Source organism: Roseateles saccharophilus (genome assembly GCF_031458095.1).
Taxonomy (GTDB): Bacteria; Pseudomonadota; Gammaproteobacteria; order Burkholderiales; family Burkholderiaceae_C; genus Pelomonas; species Pelomonas saccharophila_A.
Genome location: NZ_JAVDXU010000002.1, coordinates 893,649 through 909,280 on the forward strand (window position 1 = coordinate 893,649; position 15,632 = coordinate 909,280).

Consider the following 15,632-nt stretch of genomic DNA (forward strand, 5'->3'; position numbering starts at 1 on the left):
GGGCGCCGTCCGACCGCGCCCGTGAAGGGTTTTCTCAGCCGGCCGCCTTCTTCAGCGACAGCAGCCGCTGCACCGCGCAGAAGACGAAGAGCAGGGCGCCGATGACGATCTTGGTCCACCAGGAGCTCAGCGTGCCGTCGAAGGCGATCAGCGTCTGGATGAGGCCGAGGACGAGGACGCCCGACAGCGCGCCGGCCACATAGCCATAACCGCCTGTCAGCACGGTGCCGCCGATGACGACGGCGGCAATCGCGTCCAGCTCCACGCCCTGGGCATGCTGGCCGTAGCCGCTGAGCATGTAGAAGGCGAACAGCAGCCCGGCCAGCGAAGCGCAGAAGCCGCTCAAGCCATAGACGGCCACCTTGGTTCGGCCGACGGCCAGGCCCATCATCAGCGCCGAGGCCTCGCTGCCGCCCAGCGCATAGACGGTGCGGCCAAAGGCGGTGCAATGCGCAATCCACAGGCCGGCGCCGAGCACGACGACGGCGATCAGTGCGCCCGGCGACAGGAAGGCGCCAGCGAACAGCGGAATCTGGGTTTGCGACAGCGTGACGAACAAAGGCGCATCGATGGTGATGCTGTCCACGCTGATCAGGAAGCACAGGCCGCGCGCCAGGAACATGCCGGCCAGCGTGACGATGAAGGCCTGCAGCTTGAACACATGGATGACCATGCCTTGCAGCGCACCAAAGGCTGCACCGCCGAGCAGCACCACCGCGATGACCAGCTCCGCCGGCCAATGCGCCACCTGCAGCAGCCAGGCCGCGACCATGGTGGTCAAGGCCAGCACCGAACCCACCGACAGGTCGATGCCGCCGGACAGGATGACAAAGCTCATGCCGACCGCGATGACGAGCAGGAAGGCGTTGTCGATGAGCAGATTGAGCACGACCTGGGTCGACGCAAAGCCCGTGTAGCTGGCGGCACCGGCGCCGAAGAGCCCGGCCATCAGCACGACGCTGACCCAGCTGGTGAAGGAGGGAGCGGCAAGCAGGCGCTTCATGCCTTCCTCCACGTCGACCAGGCCGAGGACTGCGAGATGCAGACCGCAAAGACCACGACCGCCTTGACGACCATGGTGACCTGCGGCGGCACGCCCATGGCATAGATGGTGGACGTCAGCGTCTGGATGATCAGCGCGCCGATCAGGCTGCCGGCCAGGCTGAACTTGCCGCCACTCAACTGCCCGCCGCCCAGCGTCACGGCCAGGATGGCGTCAAGCTCCAGCAGCAGGCCGGCGTTGTTGGCGTCGGCGCTCTTGATGTTGGACGAGATCATCAGCCCCGCGAGGCCCGCACCCAGGCTGCAGTAGACGTAGACGAAGAACACGATGGCCGCCGTGCGCACGCCCGCGAGCCGCGCCGCGACCGGGTTGATGCCGACCGTCTGGATGAACAGGCCCAGGGCCGTGCGCTTCATCAGCAAGGCGGTGAGGCCGCCGACCGTCGCCACGACGAAGAGGGACACCGGCAGACCCAACAGATAGCCGCCGCCCAGCCAGAAGAAGCTGGCCGGCTCGTAGACCGTGATGATCTGGCCGTCGGTCAGCAGCTGGGCCAGGCCGCGGCCCGCGACCATCAGGATCAGCGTCGCGATGATGGGCTGCAGGCCCAGGGCCGAGACCAGCAGGCCGTTCCACAGGCCGCAGAGCAACGCGGCGCCAAGGGCGGCAGCGAAGGCGATGGCCAGGCCGTGGGAGCCGACCAGCACACAGCCCACCGTGCCAGCGATGGCGACGACGGCGCCGACCGACACATCGATGCCGCGCGTGGCGATGACCAGGGTCATGCCCAGGGCCGCCAGCATCAAGGGAGCTGCGCGATGCAGGATGTCGACCAGGCTGCCGTAGAGATGGCCGTCCTTGATCTCGAGGTGCAGAAAGCCCGGCACAAAGACGGCCGCGACGATGAGCAGCAAGGCCAGGGCCGCCACAGGCCGCGCGAGCGGGTGGCGCCACAGCGGCGTGGCCGGTGCTCGGGGCGTGGGCATGGGGAGGGCGGCTTCTTTCATGCAGATTCTGCGGCGATGACCTCGAGCACGCTGCGCTCGTCCAGCTCGCCGCGGCGGTATTCGCCGGCGGCGCGGCGGTCGCGCAGCACGAGCAGGCGGTCGCTGCAGTGCAGGACTTCGGGCAGCTCGGAGGAGATGAAGACGATGGCCATGCCCGCTTCGCCATGGGCCAGGGCGCGGACCTGGTCCATCAGGTCCTCCTTGGCGCGCACGTCGATGCCGCGCGTGGGCTCGTCGAGGATGAGGACGGCCGGCTTCGTCGCCAGCCAGCGGGCCAGCAGGGCCTTCTGCTGGTTGCCGCCGGAGAGCTGGCCGATCGGCGTGTCGGCGCTGGGCGTCTTGATGCCCAGGCGCTGGATGTAGTCGTCGGCCAGCGCCTGTTGCTCGTCAAAGCTCATGACCAGGCGCAGCCCATGGCGGGCCTGCAGGGCCAGCAGGATGTTGTCGCGCACCGAGAGTTCGAGGATGGCGCCCTCGTGCTTGCGGTCCTCGGAGCAGAAGGCGATGCCGGCGGCGATGGCCTCGCGTGGCGAATGCCAGCGGCGCGTGCGGCCGTGCATGTCGACATGGCCTGCGTCGGCCGCGTCGGCGCCGAAGAGCAGGCGCGCGGCCTCGGTGCGGCCGGAGCCCAGCAGACCGGCCAGGCCCAGCACCTCGCCGCGCTTGAGCTGCAGGTCCAGCGGGTGCAGCGCGCCGCGCCGACCCAAGCCTTGAGCGCTCAGGACAGGGGCACCGGTCTGCGAGGCGCGGCTGTCCAGGCGGGTGGGCTGCTGGTCGGGCGGCGCGCCCACCATCTTGTTGACCAGGGCCAGGCGGCTCAGCTCGCTGGCCAAGTACTCGCCCTCGGTCTCGCCGTTGCGCATGACCGTGATGCGGTCGGCCAGGGCATAGGTCTGGTCGAGGAAGTGGGTGACGAAGAGGATGGCCAGGCCCTGATCGCGCAGGCGGCGCAGCACCGTGAAGAGGCGCTGCACGGCCGCGTCGTCCAGGCTGGACGTGGGCTCGTCGAGGATGAGGACGCGGGCCGAGATGCGCAGGGCGCGGGCGATGGCCACCATCTGCTGCACCGACAGCGAGTAGCGCGACAGCGGCGCGCTGACGTCGATGTCGAGGTCCATCTGCGCCAGCACGCGCCTGGCTTCGGCGTTGACGGCCGCCCAGTCGATGCGGCCCCCGTTCAGCCAAGATTTGCGCGGGAAGCGCCCGGCGCAGATGTTCTCCGCCACGCTGAGGTTGGGGCAGAGATTGACCTCCTGGTAGACAGTGCGGATGCCGAGGTCCTGGGCGTCCTCGGTGCGCTTGGGAGCGATGGCCTTGCCGTCCAGCGTGACGGCACCGGCGTCGGGTTGGTACAGCCCCGTCAGCACCTTGATCAGCGTGGACTTGCCGGCGCCGTTCTGGCCCATCAGCGCGTGGACCTCGCCGGGGAAGAGGCGCAGGCTGACGTCGCTCAGCGCCTTGACGCCGGGGAAGCCCTTGTGGATACCAGACAGCGCCAGCACCGGGGTACTGGTGATTGGGAGGTTCATGTCTGCTCGCTCATGCCTCGTCGCTTGCAAGCGACGAGTCCTTCGGCAGGCGTCAGACAGGACGCAGGTCCTGTCCTCGGTCCGGCCTCAGTATTTCCGGTTCGGCAATTCCTTGGCCGCGACGTCGGCCGTGTAGACCCCTTCGGTCACCGTGATGCGCTTCTCAACCGGCTTCTTGGCGACGATGTCCTTGGCCAGCTGCATCAGCTGGGGGCCGAGCAGCGGGTTGCATTCCACCGTCACATTGAGCTTGCCGGCCTTCATGGCCTCGAAGGCGCCGCGCACGCCATCAATCGACACGATGGCGATGTCCTGGCCCGGCTTCAGGCCGGCTTCCTCGATGGCCTGGATGGCGCCGATGGCCATGTCATCGTTGTGGGCGAACAGGATGTCGATCTTCTTGTCGCGCTGCTTCAGGAAGGACTCCATGACCTCCTTGCCCTTGGCGCGCGTGAACTCGCCGGACTGGGAACGGATGATCTGCAGCTTGGCGTTGGCCTTGATGACCTCCTCGAAGCCCTTCTTGCGGTCGATGGCCGGGGCCGAGCCCACGGTGCCCTGCAGCTCGACGATGTTCAGTGCGCCGCCCGGCGCCTTGGCAGCCCGCTCCAGCACCCACTTGCCGGCCTTGCGGCCCTCTTCGACGAAGTCGGAGCCGATGAAGGTCACGTAGAGCGACGGGTCGGCGACCTTGACGGCGCGGTCGGTCAGGATGACGGGGATGCCGGCGGCCTTGGCCTCCTTCAACACCGTGTCCCAGCCCGACTCGACGACGGGCGAGAAGGCGATGACGTCGACCTTCTGCGCGATATAGCTGCGGATGGCCTTGACCTGGTTCTCCTGCTTTTGCTGGGCGTCGGCGAACTTCAGCGTGATGCCGGCCTCCTTGGCCGCGGCCTTCACGGAGGCGGTATTGGCGGTGCGCCATTCGCTCTCGGCACCGACCTGGGAGAAGCCCATGACCAGTGGCGCGGCGAACGCACTGAGAGCGGGGGTCAGCAAAGCGGCGGCCAGCAGGCTGCGACGCAGGATCTTCATGGTCTGTCTCCGTATCGTGGTCTTGTCACGGGCATCGTAGGAAGGCGAGCGATGCGCGACCAATGACATTTCTCGGCCAAGGAATGCCGATTCTGGTATCGCTCAGTCGCGCAGCCCCAGGCTGACGATACGGGCGTGCTCGCCGCTGCGGCGCAGCTTGTCCAAACTCTCATCGAAACGAGCGATCAGGGCGCGCTGCTGGGCCGTCTTGTTGAAGGCCAGATAGGTCGGGTTTTCGGTCAGCGGGTTGGGCAGAGCCCGCACCGACGGATAGTCGCCGGTAACCAGCAGCGCGTCGCCAGACTGCTCGATGGCCACCGCCACGTCGAGAAAGCCGCGCTCCAGCTTGCCGAAGTTCTGTGAGTCGGACGACACCGGCTCGACCCCGAAAGCGCCCGCCCGGGCAGCGGCGTCGAAGCTGTCGCCATAGCTCCAGCCGCGCAGCACGCCCACCCGCAGGCCACGCAGGTCCTCGATGCGGTCGAACAGCCGCAGGCCACCGCGCCGCGTATAGACCTTGAGGGTCTCGACATGCAGGGCCTGGCTGAAGTCGTGGCGGGCCTGGCGCTCGGCCGTCGCGTAGATGCCGCCCACGCCATGCTCGGCCCGCTCCAGGCCCGCCAGTGCCCGCGGCCAGGGCAGGCAGACGAGGCGCGCCGGCACGTCGATCTGGTTGAACAGGGTGCGCAGCAGCAGCGGGTAGACGCCATGCGGCAGGCCGTCGCGCCCGGCGTACATGAAGGGCGGGTTCTGGGTGTCGAGGGCGATGACGACCTCGGGTGCGGCGCGGGCTGCCAGCGGCGTGGCGGCGAGGGCGAGGCAGGTGCGGCGGGTCAGCGGCATGGGGGCAGTGGAAGGGCTCGCACCCCTTGTCGTCAACCTAACGCAGCAACCTCAAGCCGTAGAGACCACCGGCCATGGAGCCGGGTTTTGCCACGAAGCGAACCTCCAACTTGCCATTCGCTGCAGCCGCCAGATCGGCCGGGATCGCAAGATCGCGAGCGTAGAGCGGCTGGGCTTCGGCGGCCAGTTCCAGCTCGGCGACGACGCGGCCGTTGACGACGACATCGAAGCGCCGGCCGGCGTCGCCACTGGCCAGGGTCAGGCGTAGCAGGCGGGCCTGGCCCTGCGGGTCGTTCAGGGTGTAGCTGAACCATTGCTTGGCATGCCGCCAGCGGCCCGCCGGTGCGATGCCAGTCTCGGCACCCTCGCCCTTGAAGCCATGGTCGGACTCGGGCTGCTGCTCGCCGGGGGCGACCTGGTCGAGGGTCTGGGCGTCCAGCGCCAGTCGCGCTTCCTCGGCCTTGGCCAGCTCGGCGCGCATCAGGCTTTGCTGGGCCGGCGTGCTGCGAGCCCAGTAAAGCATGTAGCGCGAATCGTGCAGGCGGAAGAAGGGGATCAGCCGCATGTTCTCCGCGCCCTTGCCTCCCTGGATGAGACCGGGCGCCGTGAAGGTCAGCGGCTGGCCGGGCACGGGCCTGAAGCGGCGCACGAAGTCGGCGCGGTCGCTGACGAAGACGGGGGCGGCCTCCTGCGGGCAGACAGCGCCCTGGGCGATATGGCCCATGCGCGAGCCGTCGGCCTTGAAGCTCAGGCTCTCGCCGGGTTGCGGCGTCTTGGCGGCCAGCACGATGGGGCCGTGCAGCACGGCCACGTAGTTCTTGAGTCCGGGCATGGGCTCCAGCGTCGTGCGCATGGGCAGCTCGACGTCGACCTGGTCGCCCGGCGCCCAGTTGCGGCGCAGCTCCACGTGACCGCCGGGCCTGGCCTTCACCGCGACGGGCCTGCCGTTGAGCTTGACCTGGAGCGCACCGGGCGCGACCCAGCCGGGATAGCGGATCTTCAACGCGAACTCGCCAGCCTCGTGCACCGTCAGCCGCGTGCGCGATTCGTCGGGGAAGCGGGTGGATTGCGTCAGGTGGATGCCGCGCTCGCGCCAGTCCAGCGTCGATGCGATGAAGAGATTCACATACAGCGCATCACCGTGTTGGGCGTAGATGAACTCGCCGTGGCGCGCATGGCTCTCGATGCCGGAACCGACACAGCACCACATGCCCTGGTCGACCTGCGAGTAGACGCGGTAATGCTGGGGCCGCATCGGCGTGAAATAGACAAAGCCGCCCTCGCCGGGATGCTGGGAGGCCAGGATGTGGTTGTAGAGGGTGCGCTCGTAGAAGTCGGTGTACGCCCCCTGCTCCGGCTGGGCCTGCGCCAGCAGCGCCGTCAGCTTGAGCATGTTGTAGCTGTTGCAGGTCTCGGGGCCTTCGACCTCGTTGAGCATGGGCCGGAAGTCGTCGGCCGGGTGGAAGTGCTCCCTGACACTGTTGCCGCCGATAGCGACCGAGCGCTTCTCCGTCACCGTGCGCCAGAAGAACTCGGCCGCGCGGCGGCCCTCGTCTTCACCGCCGATCTGGGCGATGCGCGCGAAGCCGATGACCTTGGGGATCTGCGTGTTGGCATGCAGACCGGTGAGCTTGTCCTGGCCGGCCGCCAGGGGCTGCAGGATGGCCTGGTGCGAGAAGCGGCGCGCCAGCGCCAGATAGCGCAGGTCGCCCGTCATCTCGGCCACGTCGGCCAGCACCTCGTTCATGCCGCCGTGCTCGCTGCGCAGCATGTCCTGCATCTGCGCGTCGCTCAGCGGCGTCGTCAGGCGCAAGGCCCAGTCGCTCATGCGGACCAGCATGGCTTTGGCGTCGGCATTGCCCGCATGGATCCAGGCGTCGCGCAGACCGGCAAAGAGCTTGTGCAGGTTGTACCAGGGCACCCAGCGACCGTTGACGGAGAAGCTGTCGACCTTGAGTTGGCCGGCCGCGATCTCGCTCCAGGCCTTGGCGCCGTCGGGGATGCCGCCGATATAGCCCGTGCCGAGCTGGTCCTGGCAACGCTTGAGTTCGGCGATGACGTAGTCCAGCCGCCGCTTGACCTCGGCGTCGCCGGTGGAGGCATACATCAGGGCCAAAGCCGAGACGTAGTGGCCGCCCATGTGGCCGTCCAAGCCGCTGGACTCCCAGTTGCCATAGCTTGGCACCGGCACCGGCAGGCCGGCCTCGCGACGGAAGGGCGCCAACAGGCGCTCGGGGTCGAGCGCCATCAGATAGTGCAGGTCGGTGGTCTGCGCCTCGAGGAAGGGGCCGTCGAGCAGGCGCACGCGATCCAGCGGAAAGCCCTGCGTGGCCGCGCCCGCGCCGGTGACGACGAGAGCCAGGGCCAGCAGCAAGGCTCGCATCATCAACCGCCCGTGCGAATGGCCCACAGAGACACGCCGCCTGACGACAGCGCGCTGAAGCTCACTGCGAAGGCGCTGGCATTGGTATTCCACTGCCGCGACAGCACGCCGCTGTAGGTCGTGCCGCCGGACGTGATCGTCAGCTTGTTGCCCGCCTTGGTGGACCAGGTGCCCGTCATGGCACCGCTGACCGTGCCGTCGGCATTCAGCGTGACGTTGATCGAGGTCTTGGTCGTCGCCGAGATGTCCAGCCCGTGGTTGACGAGCTTGTAGTTGCCCGCCGCCTGGGCCGCGCTGATGTCGGCCGTTTGCGCCGGCGTGGCCAGGCTCAGCGGGGCATAGCGCAGCGGTGCGACGACGAGCCAGCCGTCTTCGTTCAGGTGCATCTCGTGCACGCGCACCTCGTGGACCTCACCGGTGTTGGGGAAGCGCGTGTGGAAGATCAGGAAATGCTGCTGCGTCGTCGCGTCGTAATAGGCCGAGTTGTGGCCGGGCGAGACATAGCCCAGGGCCGTGCCGGTCTCACCAGCCGCAAGCGCGAACTGGTGGCCGCCGACCAGCTTCATCGCATGCGGCGCGATGCTGGCATCGTCAAAGACCGTGCCCGCCGCACCCTTGACCGTGGCCATGTCGGTGCCGGCGCCGTCGACGTAGGGGCCGTCCGGCGAGCGTGAGCGCGACACGCGGATGTTGTAGCCGCCGGCCGCGTCCAGGCCGCCGAAGGAGCAGAACAGGTAGTAGTACTGGCTTTGCGGGCTGTAGAGGACGTAGGCGCCCTCGATGCGCGCATGGTTGCCGCCCATCAGGTGCTTGCCATAGCCCTGGCCGGCAATCGGCAGGCCGGTCGCTGCGTTGAGCTGCAGGATGAAGAGGCCGCCCGAGTAGGAGCCGTAGACCATCCACAGCTTGCCCGTCGCGTCCTTGAAGACCTGGGGGTCGACGACATTGGGGTGGACGGTGGCATCGTAGATGGCGCCGTCTTCGCTCGGCAGCCCCCACATGCCTGACTTCAGCAGGATCTGCTTGTTGGCGTAGGGGCCGTCGACCTTGTCGGCCACGGCCACGCCGAGGGCCGAACGCGGCGAGTCGCCCTTGCAGGCGCAGTAGTACATGTAGAACTTGCCGTCGTCGAGCCTGGCGACGTCGGGCGCCCACAGGTCGGTCACCTGAGCCCAGGTGAAGGTGTCGGCCAGGGCCGTCGTGACCTTGCTGAACAGCGGGTTGCTGTCGTTGACGCCATCGGCCAGCTTGGTCCAGTTCATCAGGTCCGTCGTCTTGGCGGCGGCGAGGTGGGAGCCGAAGACGTAGAAGCTGCCGTCGACGCGGATGACCGACGGGTCATGCACCGAGACATTGGTGAAGCTGAGCGGCGATTGTGAAGGCGCGGGCGCGGGCGCGGGCGCGGGCGCGGGCGCGGGCGCGGGTGCGGGTGCGGGTGCGGGTGCAGGCGCGGGAGCGGGCGCCGGGGCCGGTGAAGGCGCGGGCGAACCGCCACCTCCGCCGCCGCCGCAGCCGGTCAGCGCAAGGGCGGCCGAGCCCGCGAGGAAGTCGCGTCGGTTGTGAAAGGCCATGTTGGGTGTGTCTCCGGGTCTGTTGGTTGTGGTCGCTGCAGCCTAGGGGGCTCGGCAGCGGCGCACCAATGACATTGCAGACGCGGTTGATCCGGGTTTTGATATGCCGCGTGCGGACCCCGCACGCAGCGCAAAGCCTGGGCAAGCAGCACGGCGGGCCCAGGCGTTACAGCTTCACGGATGACGCTCGTCGAGCGGGGCGGTCAGCCCTCGACGGCGACGACGACGACCGACTTGGCCGGCAGCTTCAGCGTCAGCTTGCCGTTGGTCGCCTGGGCCTCGAAGGCCTGGGGAACGACCTGGGCCGGCTTGCCGAGTTCGTTCTGCGCGTCCATCGCGCCAGCCGTCAGCAGCTTGCCCTTGACGGCCTTGGGTGCCGCGCTGCCGACCTGCAGGGTCAGCTCGGCGGGCTGGTTGGCATTCGAGTTGACGAGGCCGATATAGAGCTTGCCGTCCTTGGCCCGCGCGGCAGTGGCGGAGATGCCGGGCATCTCGACGTTGCCGACCTTGTAGACCGGGTTGTTCTCGATCTTGGCGGGCAGCGAGGTCGCGTCCTGGAAGGGCGTGTACAGCGCAAACGCGTGATACGTCGGCGTCAGCACCATCGATGTCTTCGTCGTCTGGATCATGGCCTGCAGCACGTTGACCATCTGCGCGATATTGGTCATCTGCACTCGGTCGGCGTGGGCATGGAAGACGTTGAAGTGCAGGGCCGCCAGCAGCGCGTCGCGCAGCGTGTTGCGCTGGACCAGGAAGCCGGGGTTGCTGCCGGGATCGGGGTCATACCAGCTGCCCCACTCGTCGAAGTAGAAGCCGATCTTCTTGGACGGGTCGTTCTTGTCCAGGACGGCCGTGTTCTTCGTGATGATCTCGTCGATGTGCTGGACATTGGCCAGCGTCGAGATCCACTCGCCTTCCGGGAAGCCGATGGCCGCGCCCTTGTGCTCCCACTTGCCGGTGGGCAGCGTGTAGGAATGGTGGGAGATGGCGTTGACGCTGTGCACGCCCTTGCTGAGGGCCTCGGTCCATTCGGTCTGCAGGCCGTTGCCGCCGCTGGCGATCATGATGGGGCGGTTGTGGCCCGGCGTCTTCAGGAAGCTCGCCACCTGGCGGTACTGGTCGGCGTAGTACTCGGGGCGCATATTGCCGCCGCAGCCCCAGGCTTCATTGCCGACGGCGAAGTAGTGGACGCGGAAGGGCTTGTCGCGGCCGTTCTTGCGGCGCAGATCGGTCAGCGTGGACTTGCCTTCGCCGGTCATGTACTCCAGCCACTCCGACATCTCCTGCGCGCTGCCGGTGCCGAGGTTGCCGTTCACATAGGCTTCGGCGCCGAGCTGCTCGACGAGGTCGAAGAACTCGTGCGTGCCGACGGCGTTGTCCTCGGGCACGCCGCCCCAGTTGGTGTTGATCTTGACGGGGCGCTTGTTGCGCGGACCGATGCCGTCGCGCCAGTGGTATTCGTCGGCGAAGCAGCCACCCGGCCAGCGCACCAGCGGCACCTTGAGCTCCTTCAGCGCCGCGACGACGTCCTTGCGCCAGCCGCGCACATTGGGAATCTTGGAGTCGGGGCCGACCCACATGCCTTCGTAGATGCCGGTGCCGAGATGCTCGGCGAACTGGCCATAGACATTGCGGTGGATGACGGGGCCGGGCTGGTCGGCATTGACGACCAGCTTGATGTCGGCGGCTTGCGCGCCCAAGGCCCAGATCAGGCTTGCCGCCAGAGCGGCCAGTTGTTTCTTCATCGTTTGTCTCCGGGGTTGTTCTGTTTGAGCCTGCGCGTCTCAGTTGCGCGTCAGTGCTCCGTCGCGGCGTCGCCAGACGCCGCGCTCGTTGGGTTCGCGCAGCACCGCAGGCAGCAGCGCGCGTGGCAGGTTCTGGTAGCAGACCGGGCGCAGGAAGCGCTGGATGGCGGCGGTGCCGACCGAGCTGCTGCGGCCGTCGGACGTGGCCGGGAAGGGTCCGCCATGCACCATGGCCGTCGAGACCTCGACGCCGGTGGGATAGCCATTGGCCAGAATGCGGCCGACCTTGCGCTCCAGCGCCGGCAGCAGGGTGCGGGCGGCGGCGATGTCCGCTTCGTCATCGTCCTGCAATTGCAGCGTGGCGGTCAGCTGGCCTTCCAGGCCCTCGATGACGGCGAGCAGTTCGTCGAGATCCTTGCAAGCGACCAGCAGCGAGGCGGGGCCGAAGATCTCGGCCGACATCGCATGGTTGGCCAGGAAGGCCGCGCCTGTCGTCTTGAACAAGGCCGGGGCGCCTTGGCAGCCGCTGGAGGCGCCACGGGTCAGCGTGGCGACCCCGGGCTGACTGGCGAGCTGGTCTTCACCGCGCTGGTAGGCGCTGGCGATGCCAGGGGTCAGCATGGTGGCGGCGGAGACGGGTTTCAGCGCCTCGGCGGCGGCCTGGGCAAAGCGGTCGAAGTCGGCGCCGGCGATGCCGAGCACCAGGCCGGGGTTGGTACAGAACTGGCCCACGCCCATCGTCAGCGAGGCGGCAAAGCCGGTGGCGATGTCGGCACCGCGCGCGGCCAGTGCACCGGGCAGCAGGACGACGGGGTTGATGCTGCTCATCTCGGCATAGACGGGAATAGGCTGCGGGCGCGCCGCGGCTGCGGCCATCAGCGCCGTACCGCCGCTGCGCGAGCCGGTGAAGCCGACGGCCTGGATGGCCGGGTGGCGCACCAGGGTGTCGCCGATGCCATGACCGCTGCCGGTCAACAGCGCGAAGACGCCGGCCGGCAGGTTGCTCTTGCGCACGGCTTCGACGACGGCGCGGCCGACCAGCTCCGACGTACCCGGGTGGGCCGAGTGAGCCTTGACGACGACGGGGCAGCCGGCGGCCAGCGCCGCGGCGGTGTCGCCACCGGCGACCGAAAAGGCCAGCGGGAAGTTGCTGGCGCCGAACACGGCGACGGGACCGACACCGACAAAGCGCAGGCGCAGGTCGGGCCGCGGCGGCGTGCGCGTGGGCAGGGCGGTGTCGATGCGGGCGTCCTGCCAGCTGCCTTCGCGCAGCAGTTCGGCGAAGAGCTTCAACTGGTTCATCGTGCGGCCGCGCTCGCCCTCCAGGCGCAGGCGCGGCAGACCGGTCTCGCTCATCGCGCGGACGATAAGCTCGTCGCCGAGGGCCAGGATCTGGGCGGCGATCTGGTCGAGAAAGTCGGCGCGTTCGTGGTCGGTCGTCGCGCGGAAGGCGTCGAAGGCAGCGCCAGCGAGGGCGCAGGCCTCGCTGACCTGAGCGGCGTCGACGGCGTTGAAGTCGGGGCCGAGGGCTTCGCCCTTGCTGGGGTCGAAGGCCTGGAAGGCGGCGCCCTTGCCGCGCACGGCTTCGCCGCCGATCAGGGCCAGGCCCTGGATGGTGTTGCTCATGGAATCCAACCTCAATGGGAGTGGCGCGGCACGGCCGAGCCGCGGCAGCCGCGCAGGAAATCGAAGTCGCAGCCCTCGTCGGCCTGCAGCACATGCTGCACATAGAGGCTGCGGTAGCCGGTGGCATCCGCCGGGTCCACGGTCTGGGCGGCGGCCCAGGCCTCAAGGCGCTTCTTGAGCTCGTCCTCGGCCACGTCCAGATGCAGGCGGCCGGCGGCGCAGTCCAGCTCGATGAAGTCGCCTTCCTGCACGACGGCCAGCGGCCCGCCCGCACGGGCTTCGGGCGCCACATGCAGCACGACGGTGCCGTAGGCCGTGCCGCTCATGCGCGCGTCTGAGATGCGCACCATGTCCTTGATGCCCTGGGCCAGCAGCTTGGGCGGCAGGCCCATATTGCCGACCTCGGCCATGCCGGGGTAGCCCTTGGGGCCGCAGTTCTTCATGACGAGGATGCTGCTGGCGTCGACGTCCAGGTCCGGGTCGCCGATGCGGGCCTTGTAGTCGTCGAAGTTCTCGAACACGACGGCGCGGCCGCGGTGCTTCATCAGCTCGGGCGTGGCGGCCGAGGGCTTGAGCACGGCGCCGCGCGGCGCCAGGTTGCCGCGCAGGATGCAGATGCCACCGTCCTCGATGAGAGGCTTGTCCAGCGGCCGGATGACCTCGTCGTCGTAGATGGGCGCGTCGACGCAGTTGTCCCACAGGCTCTTGCCGTTGACCGTCAGCGCCTGCGGATGCGGCAGCCGGCCGGCCTCGCCCAGGCGGCGGATGACGCCGGGCAGGCCGCCGGCGTAATAGAACTCTTCCATCAGGAAGCGGCCCGAGGGCAGCAGGTCCACGACGGTGGGCGTGCCGCGGCCGATGCGGGTCCAGTCTTCCAGCTCCAGCTCCACGCCCATGCGGCCGGCGATGGCCTTGAGGTGGATGACGGCATTGGTGGAGCCGCCGATGGCCGCGTTGACGCGGATGGCGTTCTCGAAGGCCTCTTTCGTCAGCACCTTGGACAGGCGCAGGTCTTCCCACACCATGTCGACGATGCGCATGCCGGACAGATGGGCCAGCACATAGCGGCGCGCGTCGACGGCCGGAATGGCGGCGTTGTGCGGCAGGGACGTGCCCAGCGACTCCGCCATGCAGGCCATGGTGGAAGCCGTGCCCATGGTGTTGCAGGTGCCGGCCGAGCGCGAGTGGCCGGCCTCGGCGGCCAGGAAGTCGTGCATCTTGATCTCGCCGGCCTTGACCTGCTCGTGCAGCTGCCACACGGCCGTGCCCGAGCCGATGTTCTTGCCGTTGAGCTTGCCGTTGAGCATCGGGCCGCCAGTGACGACGATGGCCGGCACGTCGACGCTGGCCGCGCCCATCAGCAGGGCGGGTGTGGTCTTGTCGCAGCCCACCAGCAGCACGACGGCGTCGACGGGATTGCCGCGGATGCTCTCCTCGACGTCCATGCTGGCGAGGTTGCGCGTCAGCATGGCGGTGGGGCGCAGATTGCTCTCGCCGCTGGAGAAGACCGGGAACTCGACCGGCCAGCCGCCGGCTTCCAGGATGCCCTTCTTCACATGCTCGGCGAGCTTGCGGAAATGGGCATTGCAGGGGGTCAGCTCGCTCCAGGTGTTGCAGATGCCGATGATGGGCTTGCCCTGGAACTCATGGTCGGGGATGCCCTGGTTCTTCATCCAGGAGCGGTACATGAAGCCGTTCTTGTCCTGGGTACCGAACCACTCGGCGGAACGCAGCTTGACCTTGCTCTTCTTGTCCTCAGTCGTCATGTCTTGTCTCGGATGTCGTTCTTGCGGCAAGGCAGGTTGAGCCGCTTGCAGACGATGCTAGGTAGGCTGGGATACGCAATCCAATCAATTAACTCGGCGTACCGATACCGAAACCGGCATCAATCGCGTCGGGACGGCTTGCCGAAGAGGGGCATGCCGTCGGCCGACCAGCGCAGCGGCTTCACAAACGTGTGGCGGTCGGGGTTCCACAGCGGGTCGCCCTCGATCTCGGTGTAGGTGCGGGCGTGATAGACCAGCAGCACCTCGTCCGGGTCGTCCGTCACGGTGAAGCTGTTGTGGCCGGGACCGAAGACGCTGTCCTCGGCCGCGCTGCGCATGACGGGCTGGACGGACTTGCGCCAGTTCGTCGGGTCCAGCAGGTCGGCGTTTTCGTCCGCCCACAGCAGGCCCATGGCGTAGTTCTCGTCCGTCGCGCTGGCCGAGTAGCTGATGAAGACGCGGCCGTTGCGGATCAAGACCGACGGCCCCTCGTTGACGAGGAAGCCGCGGCATTCCCAGTCGTACTCCGGTCGACTCAGCAGCACCGGCTCACCGGCCAGCTGCCAGGGCGTCTGCATCGGCGCGATGTAGAGGTTGGAATTGCCCGGGATGGCCGAATCCTTCTGCGCCCACAGGTAGTAGAGCTGGCCGCGGTGGCTGAAGGTGGTGGCGTCCAGGCAGAAGCTGTCCAGGCCCGTGTCGACCTGACCGAGGAACTCCCATGCACCGCCCAACGGGTCTTTCGCCTGATTGCGAATCGCATACATGCGGTGCTGGAACATGCCGAGGCCATCCAGCGCGCGGGTCGGCGCGGCGGCGAAGTAGACATACCAGGCCCCGTCATTGAAATGCAACTCGGGCGCCCAGATCAGCTCGGACCACGGCCCCGTGTCGGGCTTGTGCCAGACGTCGAAGACCGGCGCGTTCACGAGGCCCTCGATGGTGGCCGCGCGACGGATCTCGATGCGGTCGTACTGCGGCACCGAGGCGGTGAAGTAATAGAAGCCGTCGTCGTGGCGGCTGATGTGGGGGTCGGCGCGCTGGCGGATCAGCGGCTCAAGAAGGTCGGACATGGAGTCAGCCAAAGAGAAAAAGGGCGTTGCCGGGGAGGCCCCTGCAAC

11 protein-coding genes are annotated in these 15,632 nt (G+C 68.1%); all 11 read right to left on the reverse strand.

Annotated elements, in window-relative coordinates; translation table 11 throughout:
• Nucleotides 1-34: 34 nt before the first annotated feature.
• Complete coding sequence (gene yjfF / locus J2X20_RS16795; protein WP_310266878.1) at nucleotides 35-1,003, reverse strand: galactofuranose ABC transporter, permease protein YjfF; 969 nt, start codon at nucleotides 1,001-1,003, stop codon at nucleotides 35-37.
• The gene (locus J2X20_RS16800) at nucleotides 1,000-1,989 is read right to left on the reverse strand and encodes an ABC transporter permease (protein WP_310266879.1); all 990 of its coding nucleotides are present in this window, start codon (nucleotides 1,987-1,989) and stop codon (nucleotides 1,000-1,002) included. The genes yjfF and J2X20_RS16800 overlap by 4 nt, the downstream gene beginning before the upstream one ends.
• Before the next feature lie 17 nt (nucleotides 1,990-2,006).
• Complete coding sequence (locus J2X20_RS16805) at nucleotides 2,007-3,539, reverse strand: sugar ABC transporter ATP-binding protein (protein WP_310266881.1); 1,533 nt, start codon at nucleotides 3,537-3,539, stop codon at nucleotides 2,007-2,009.
• Nucleotides 3,540-3,626: 87 nt separating this feature from the next.
• Entirely contained in the window at nucleotides 3,627-4,577 is a 951-nt protein-coding gene (locus J2X20_RS16810; protein ID WP_310266884.1) for an ABC transporter substrate-binding protein, read from the reverse strand.
• Nucleotides 4,578-4,679: 102 nt separating this feature from the next.
• On the reverse strand, nucleotides 4,680-5,420 hold the full coding sequence (locus J2X20_RS16815; protein ID WP_310266887.1) for a substrate-binding periplasmic protein: 741 nt from the start codon (nucleotides 5,418-5,420) through the stop codon (nucleotides 4,680-4,682).
• A 37-nt stretch (nucleotides 5,421-5,457) separates the two neighbouring features.
• Entirely contained in the window at nucleotides 5,458-7,806 is a 2,349-nt protein-coding gene (locus tag J2X20_RS16820) for a beta-L-arabinofuranosidase domain-containing protein (protein WP_310266889.1), read from the reverse strand.
• A complete protein-coding gene (locus J2X20_RS16825; RefSeq protein ID WP_310266891.1) occupies nucleotides 7,806-9,374 on the reverse strand; it encodes a glycoside hydrolase family 43 protein in 1,569 nt (522 codons plus the stop codon). The genes J2X20_RS16820 and J2X20_RS16825 overlap by 1 nt, the downstream gene beginning before the upstream one ends.
• A gap of 203 nt (nucleotides 9,375-9,577) precedes the next feature.
• Nucleotides 9,578-11,119, reverse strand: coding sequence for an alpha-N-arabinofuranosidase (locus J2X20_RS16830; RefSeq protein WP_310266894.1), 1,542 nt, complete (start codon nucleotides 11,117-11,119; stop codon nucleotides 9,578-9,580).
• A 39-nt stretch (nucleotides 11,120-11,158) separates the two neighbouring features.
• Nucleotides 11,159-12,745: an aldehyde dehydrogenase (NADP(+)) gene (locus J2X20_RS16835; protein WP_310266896.1), complete on the reverse strand. Its 1,587-nt coding sequence runs from the start codon at nucleotides 12,743-12,745 to the stop codon at nucleotides 11,159-11,161.
• Nucleotides 12,746-12,756: 11 nt separating this feature from the next.
• Complete coding sequence (locus tag J2X20_RS16840) at nucleotides 12,757-14,511, reverse strand: IlvD/Edd family dehydratase (RefSeq protein WP_310266898.1); 1,755 nt, start codon at nucleotides 14,509-14,511, stop codon at nucleotides 12,757-12,759.
• A 119-nt stretch (nucleotides 14,512-14,630) separates the two neighbouring features.
• Nucleotides 14,631-15,584 (reverse strand): glycoside hydrolase family 43 protein, encoded by a 954-nt coding sequence (locus tag J2X20_RS16845; protein WP_310266899.1) that lies wholly within the window; start codon nucleotides 15,582-15,584, stop codon nucleotides 14,631-14,633.
• Nucleotides 15,585-15,632 lie beyond the last annotated feature (48 nt).

Bases quoted from the DNA above. Each gene is read 5' to 3' on its own strand.
- yjfF (WP_310266878.1), bottom strand. From the start codon at position 1,003: ATGAAGCGCCTGCTTGCCGCTCCCTCCTTCACCAGCTGGGTCAGCGTC.
- J2X20_RS16800 (WP_310266879.1), bottom strand. From the start codon at position 1,989: ATGCCCACGCCCCGAGCACCGGCCACGCCGCTGTGGCGCCACCCGCTC.
- J2X20_RS16805 (WP_310266881.1), bottom strand. From the start codon at position 3,539: ATGAACCTCCCAATCACCAGTACCCCGGTGCTGGCGCTGTCTGGTATC.
- J2X20_RS16810 (WP_310266884.1), bottom strand. From the start codon at position 4,577: ATGAAGATCCTGCGTCGCAGCCTGCTGGCCGCCGCTTTGCTGACCCCC.
- J2X20_RS16815 (WP_310266887.1), bottom strand. From the start codon at position 5,420: ATGCCGCTGACCCGCCGCACCTGCCTCGCCCTCGCCGCCACGCCGCTG.
- J2X20_RS16820 (WP_310266889.1), bottom strand. From the start codon at position 7,806: ATGATGCGAGCCTTGCTGCTGGCCCTGGCTCTCGTCGTCACCGGCGCG.
- J2X20_RS16825 (WP_310266891.1), bottom strand. From the start codon at position 9,374: ATGGCCTTTCACAACCGACGCGACTTCCTCGCGGGCTCGGCCGCCCTT.
- J2X20_RS16830 (WP_310266894.1), bottom strand. From the start codon at position 11,119: ATGAAGAAACAACTGGCCGCTCTGGCGGCAAGCCTGATCTGGGCCTTG.
- J2X20_RS16835 (WP_310266896.1), bottom strand. From the start codon at position 12,745: ATGAGCAACACCATCCAGGGCCTGGCCCTGATCGGCGGCGAAGCCGTG.
- J2X20_RS16840 (WP_310266898.1), bottom strand. From the start codon at position 14,511: ATGACGACTGAGGACAAGAAGAGCAAGGTCAAGCTGCGTTCCGCCGAG.
- J2X20_RS16845 (WP_310266899.1), bottom strand. From the start codon at position 15,584: ATGTCCGACCTTCTTGAGCCGCTGATCCGCCAGCGCGCCGACCCCCAC.